Source organism: Xanthomonas pisi DSM 18956, from assembly GCF_001010415.1.
GTDB classification, from domain to species: domain Bacteria; phylum Pseudomonadota; class Gammaproteobacteria; order Xanthomonadales; family Xanthomonadaceae; genus Xanthomonas; species Xanthomonas pisi.
Window position 1 is genome coordinate 1 of sequence record NZ_JPLE01000118.1, and the last position, 3,881, is coordinate 3,881.

Consider the following 3,881-nt stretch of genomic DNA (forward strand, 5'->3'; position numbering starts at 1 on the left):
ACGCAGGAGCAGCATGATGCGGTGGTGGATAAGGAAACGCGCAAGAAGAGCACCTTCTCCAACGAAAAGACCACCACCCACGACGAGTGGCACGACAGTCTTGCGGTGGGTTCATCGCTCAGCGGCAAGTCCGTCAACATGGTGGCCGGCAACGACCTTGCGGTGGTGGGTTCGACCGTGCTCGCGCAGGACGACGTGCGTCTGGCCGCTGGTCACGATGTCAGCATCGAATCCGCGCAGGACACCAGCAGCGAAGCACACAGTGTCCGCCAGAAAAAGTCCGGCCTGACCGGCAGCTCTGGTGGTGGCGTGGCCAGCGTCGGCTACTCGAAGTCCAGCAGCGACAGCCAGGAGTCCACACGCTCGGTCACCCAGGTGGCATCGTCGGTCGGCTCGACCGATGGCAACCTCGTCATCAGCGCGGGCAACCAGCTGACCATCGCCGCCTCCGACATCGGTGCCGGCAAGGATCTGACGCTGGCGGCCAAGGACATCGCCCTGCTGGCGCGCCAGGACACGGTCGATCACCAGGCCAGCCAGTCGAGCAAGTCCAGCGGGTTCTCGGTTGGGGTGACCTACGACCCGGGCGCGTCGTACCGCAGCGCCCGCGATTCGACCACCAAGAACATGGTCGACACCGGCTCGACCATGAGCAAGATCAGCCGCGATGCCGAAGGTGCGGCGGCCGGCACCATGGCCGCGATCACCCCGGTGGTGATCCAGGCCAGCAGCCACCGCTCCAATGCCTCGCAGAACGAAAGCACCAGCGATGCGCGCGTCAGCCAACTGGCCGCCGGTGGCAACCTCACCTTGCTGGCCAGCGATGGCTCGATCACCAGCCAGGGCACGCAAATGTCCGCGGAGGGCAATGCGCTGCTGCTCGCCAGCAAGGACATCGTGTTCGATGTCGCGCACAACACCCAGTCCAGCGGCAATGCCAGCACCGGCAAGGGCTGGGGTTTCAACAATGCCGCAGGTTTGCCGTATGGCAACTACAACCAGCAGGGCACTGGCAATGGCCAGACCGACACCATCACCGGCACCCAGCTGTCGGTCGGCGGCAATGCCAGCCTGACCACCACGCAGGGCGACATCACGCTGACCGCGAGCAATGTCGCGGCGCAAGGCAATGTCAGCATGCGTGCCGCAGGCGATCTGACCATCCAGAGCGGCCAGGACATCCTGGGCAATACCAATCAGTCCACCAGCAAGGGCATCGGCACGGTGGTCATCTCCGACACCGAGCGTTTTGCCGGCTACAACAAGAAGAACCACTTCGACGACAACGCCCAGGTCACGCAGGTAGCCAGCAACGTCGGCAGCCTGGGCGGCAATGTCAGCCTGACGGCAGGTGGCACGTACACGCAGTCCGCGAGCAACGTGGTTGCCGCCAAGGACGTGGACATCACCGCGGCCTCGATCCAGCTGCTGACCGCCAACCAGAGCAGCTCGGCCTCGCAGCAGGACGACGACCTGAAGATCGGCGCGTTCGCGCGTATCAAATCCCCGCTGATCGATCTGATCAACAATGTGGACGATGCGCGCAAGTCCGATGGGCGCTTGGGCGCGATGCAGGGGCTGGCGGCAGCGGCGAATGCGTATCAATCGGCTAGTGCGATCAGCAGCATGGCCGGCGGTGTGGGTAGCGGCTCTTTACTCAGCGTCGAAGCAGGCGTGGGTTTCGCCACCAACGAGAGCAGCTTCAACAGCAGCAGCCAGATCTCGCAGGGCTCCACCATCACCGGCGGTGGCAATGTCAGCCTGAAAACCACCGAAGGCGACCTGCGCATCGTGCAGGGCAACCTCAAGGCCGGCGACACGCTGAGCCTGGATTCGGCACGCGATCTGGTGCTGGAAGCGGGCAACTCCAGCAATACCGAACAAAGCAAGGGCAGCAATGCGGGATTTGAGGTCGGCGTCGGCGCATCGGTCGGCGCGCAGACCGGCGTGTATGCCTACGTGCAGGCCAGCGCAGGTAGCCACAAGTCGAACGTGGATGGCAGCACCTGGCAGAACACACAACTGGCCGGGCAGAACATCGTGCTCACGTCGGAAGGCGACACCACTTTGCGCGGCGCGGTGGTCAAAGGCGGCCGCATCGATGTGCAAGCCGGTGGCGACCTGACCATCGAGTCGCTGCAAGACACGCTGGATATCCAGTCCAAGGAAAGCAGCGTCGGTGGCCGGGTGCAGGTCTCAGCGGGTACCGCCTGGGATGCCAGCGGGTACGCAAGCGGCGCCAAGGCCAATGGCAACTACCTCGGTGTCGTCGAGCAGTCTGGCCTGTTTGCAGGCAATGGCGGTTACCACGTCACCGCCGGCAATGTGAACCTGATCGGTGGTGCGATCGCCAGCACCAACGCCAACAACAGCGAGTTTACGGCCGATACGTTGACATTCACCGATCTGAAGAATCGGATGGACTACAGCACCGTGTCGGCGGCGATCAGCGGTGGTATCGGAAGTACGGGTGAAGGCGCCAAAGATGCCGACGGGAATCCCACCCATCCGAGCGTCGGCGATCAATTCAAGAATATTGGGCACAACATCGTCAACGGCAACTACGGCGAGGCCAACTACAGCAGCTTCAACCCCGGCATCCCGGTCATGCAGAGCGGCAGCGACACCACACTGACACGTGCCACCCTGACCGAAGGCAACATCAAGATCGGTGGCAAGACCACCACAGCCGCAGAACTCGGTATCAACACCGATGCCAGTGCGGCACATGAAGCAGTAGCGGCCCTGCCGGACGTGCGCAAGATCCTGGGTGAGCAGCAGGCGATGGCGGCGGCGACCGGGACGGTGATGACTACCGCCAAGCAGATTGGCGATGACATCGCAGCAGCAGCAGAACGTAAGGCCGATGCAATCGAAGCGACGTACATCGAAGGCCTCGATACGCAGGAAAAGCGAGACGCCTTCAACGCGTTGACAGCCGATCAGCGCCGTGACGCATTCATGCAGAGCAACCCGGAGTACGGCGCCGCTTCCGAAGCGAAGCAGCACTGGGGCGTCGGTGGCGACTACAGCCGTGCACTGCAAGCGGTGACCACCGTTGTGGTGGGCGGTGTGTCAGGCCAAGGCGCCGGCCAGGTCGCCAGCAACGCATTGGCACCCTACGCGGCGCAGCTGATCGGCCGAACCTTCGACCCAAACCACGGCAGCAACCCTAACGCCGCATTGCAATTGGTGTCGCATGCGGTACTTGGTGCGGTGCTTGCCGAAGTCAACGGCGCGTCCGCGGGCAGCGGCGCGATGGCAGGGGCCAGTGGCGAGCTGGCTGCAAAGTACCTGAGCCAAACGTTCTACGGCGATGATCCGCGTGCCATTGACCCGGTAACGGGGAAGTTCAATCCGAACCTGCTGCCGGAACAGGATAAGCAGATGCTGGTGGCCCTGTCGCAGGCGGTTGGGGCCATCGCTGGCGGAATCACCGGCGGAAGTATGCTAAGCGCAAGCATTGGCGCTCAAATAGCAGGCAACGCAGCAACAAACAATGCCATGCTAAGCGTGGACGAAGTTGCTCGCATTAAAGAAATGGCGAACGGCGATCCGGAAGCCGAAAAGCGACTATTAGCGGCCGCTTGCTCCAGAAAGAAGTGCGCTAATGGCCTGAACAGCAACGACCCGTATTATGCGATTTGGTCTGCTTTGCAGACTGAAGGAGACAAGCCAGAATATCAGGACGAGAAAGATTGGCTAAGTTGGCAGTCTCAGACCGTAAAGTATTACTCAGGCTCTTTCGCGGACACTGTAAATGGAGCACAAGTAGTAAGTGTTCCGCTTTTTACCTACACTTATTTTGACGCGCTTGCAGACTGGTCTTCTAAGAATAATGTAGGAACTCGCACCCTAGGTGCGACGTCCCCCCAATTTTG

General features: G+C 61.8%; 1 protein-coding gene and 1 pseudogene. Both read left to right on the forward strand.

Annotated elements, in window-relative coordinates; translation table 11 throughout:
* Positions 1–24 precede the first annotated feature (24 nt).
* Positions 25–528 (forward strand): annotated as a pseudogene (locus Y887_RS21490) (hemagglutinin repeat-containing protein); the annotation flags it as partial.
* Between the two features lie 165 nt (positions 529–693).
* A partial coding sequence (locus Y887_RS17230; RefSeq protein ID WP_343123099.1) for a hemagglutinin repeat-containing protein occupies positions 694–3,881 on the forward strand: 3,188 nt, incomplete at its 3' end.